This is a genomic window from Bradyrhizobium sp. STM 3843 (assembly GCF_000239815.1).
GTDB lineage: Bacteria > Pseudomonadota > Alphaproteobacteria > Rhizobiales > Xanthobacteraceae > Bradyrhizobium.
This window is the reverse complement of the sequence record NZ_CAFK01000320.1, coordinates 1-2,385: the sequence shown is the minus strand read 5'-3', so window position 1 is coordinate 2,385 and position 2,385 is coordinate 1. Positions and strand designations below refer to the sequence as shown.

Sequence of the window (2,385 nt, the reverse complement as noted above, 5' to 3'; positions counted from 1 at the left end):
TCCTCACAGGCAGAGGAGCGCGTGGCACCCCCCTCCCCGACCCTCCCCCGCAAGGGGGGAGGGAGCGCACCGTCACACCCGCTCGATGATGGTCGCGGTGCCCATGCCGCCGCCGATGCACAGCGTGACCAGCGCGGTTGCCTTGCCGGTGCGCTCCAACTCGTCGAGCACGGTGCCCAGAATCATCGCGCCGGTGGCACCGAGCGGATGGCCGAGCGCAATCGCGCCGCCATTGACGTTGATCTTCGAATTGTCGATCTCGAACGCCTGGATGTAGCGCAGCACGACCGACGCAAACGCCTCGTTGAGCTCGAACAGGTCGATGTCCGATTTGGTCATGCCGGAGCGCTCGAACAGCTTGTTGGTGACGTCGACCGGGCCTGTCAGCATCATCGCCGGCTCCGAGCCGATATTGGCGAAGGCGCGGATTTTCGCACGAGCCTTGAGGCCGTACTTCGCGCCGGCCTCCTTGCTGCCGAGCAGCACGGCACCGGCACCGTCGACGATGCCCGAGGAGTTGCCGGCGTGATGCACGTAGTTGACGCGCTCGATCTCCGGATGCGACTGGATCGCGACCGCATCGAAGCCGCCCATCTGCGCCATCTGCACGAATGACGGCTGCAGCTGCGCCAGCGACTGCATCGTCGTCGACGGGCGCATGTGCTCGTCCTTGGCGAGGATGGTCAGCCCGTTGATGTCCTTCACCGGGACGACGGACTTGTCGAAGCGGCCCTCGTCCCAGGCCTTGGCCGCGCGCTGCTGGCTCTGCACTGCATAGGCGTCGACATCGTCGCGCGAGAAGCCGTATTTGGTCGCAATCAGGTCGGCCGAGACGCCCTGCGGCATGAAATAAGCCGGCACCGCGATCGAGGGATCCACCGGCCAGGCGCCGCCGGAGGCGCCGATGCCGACGCGACTCATCGATTCGGCGCCGCCGCCGATCACAAGCTCATGCTGCCCGCTCATGATCTGCGCGGCGGCGAAGTTGACGGCGTCGAGGCCGGAGGCGCAGAAGCGGCTGATCTGCACGCCCGGCACGGCTTCACCGAGGCCCGACTGCAGCGCCGCGAAGCGCGCGATGTCGGAGCCGGCTTCACCGACGGGATCGACCACGCCGAGCACGACGTCGTCGACGGAATCCTCCGGCAGATTGTTGCGGTCCTTCAGCGCCTTCAAGGGCACGGTGGCGAGCGCCAGCGCCGTCACCTCATGCAGCGCGCCGTCCGGCTTGCCGCGACCGCGCGGGGTTCGAACGTGGTCGTAAATATATGCCTCAGGCATCACGCCCTCCTGATATTATGATGATTGTCATCTCTAGCAGATTTTGCGAGGGCCGGCGCATGCCGTGAACGACCGGCCCATCACGCCTGTCAGAATGCCTCCGCCGGCAGTTCCATCACGGTGGCGCAGCCGGACTGGATCCGCGCCAGATGCGCTGCCGTCTCCGGCAGCACGCGCTCCATGAAGAAACGTCCCGTGGTGAGCTTGGTGGACAGATATGGGGTGCTACCCGAAGCCGCAATCTTGTCCTGCGCGACCTTGGCCATCTTCGCCCACATATAGGCGAAGGTGACGAGGCCGAAGAGGTGCAGGTAGTCGGTGGCGGCCGCGCCGGCATTGTCCGGCTTGGTCATCGCATTCTGCATCAGCCAGGTGGTCGCCTGCTGCAGATGGCCGAGCGCCATCGACAGCGGCGTGACAAACGGCTTCATCGCTTCGTTGCCGCCATGCTCCTTGGCGAAGGCGCCGACCTCGGCGAAGAACGCCATTACGGCGCGGCCGCCGTCGCGCGGCAGCTTGCGGCCGACCAGGTCCAGCGCCTGGATACCATTGGCGCCCTCGTAGATCATCGCGATGCGGGCGTCGCGCACGAACTGCTCCATGCCGTGCTCGGCGATGTAGCCGTGGCCGCCCTACATCTGCTGCGCCTGCACCGCATTGGTAAAGCCCATGTCGGTCATGTAGCCCTTCATCACCGGGGTCATCAGGCCCATGTGATCGTCAGCAGCCTGGCGGTCCTTCGGATCCTGCGAACGGTGCGCGACGTCGCTCTTCAGCGAGGTCCAGATCACCATCGCGCGCGCAGCTTCATTGAAGGCGCGGATGGTCAGCAGCGTGCGCCGCACGTCCGGATGCACGATGATCGGGTCGGCCGGCTTGTCCGCCGCCTTCGGCCCCGTGAGCGCGCGGCCCTGGATGCGCTCGCGCGCATAAGCGGCCGCGTTCTGATAGGCGACCTCCGACTGCGCGAGGCCCTGCACGGCGACGCCGAGCCGGGCCTCGTTCATCATCACGAACATGCCCTGCATGCCCTTGTTCTCTTCGCCAATCAGCCAGCCGGTGGCGTTGTCGTAGTTCATCACGCAGGTCGAATTGCCGTGGATG

General features: G+C 66.1%; 1 protein-coding gene and 1 pseudogene. Both read right to left on the bottom strand.

Going from position 1 to position 2,385, the window contains the following annotated elements; genetic code table 11:
• Positions 1-72: 72 nt before the first annotated feature.
• Entirely contained in the window at positions 73-1,281 is a 1,209-nt protein-coding gene (locus tag BRAS3843_RS35280; protein WP_008974048.1) for an acetyl-CoA C-acetyltransferase, read from the bottom strand.
• Positions 1,282-1,370: 89 nt separating this feature from the next.
• A pseudogene (locus BRAS3843_RS35275) lies at positions 1,371-2,385 on the bottom strand (acyl-CoA dehydrogenase C-terminal domain-containing protein); the annotation flags it as partial.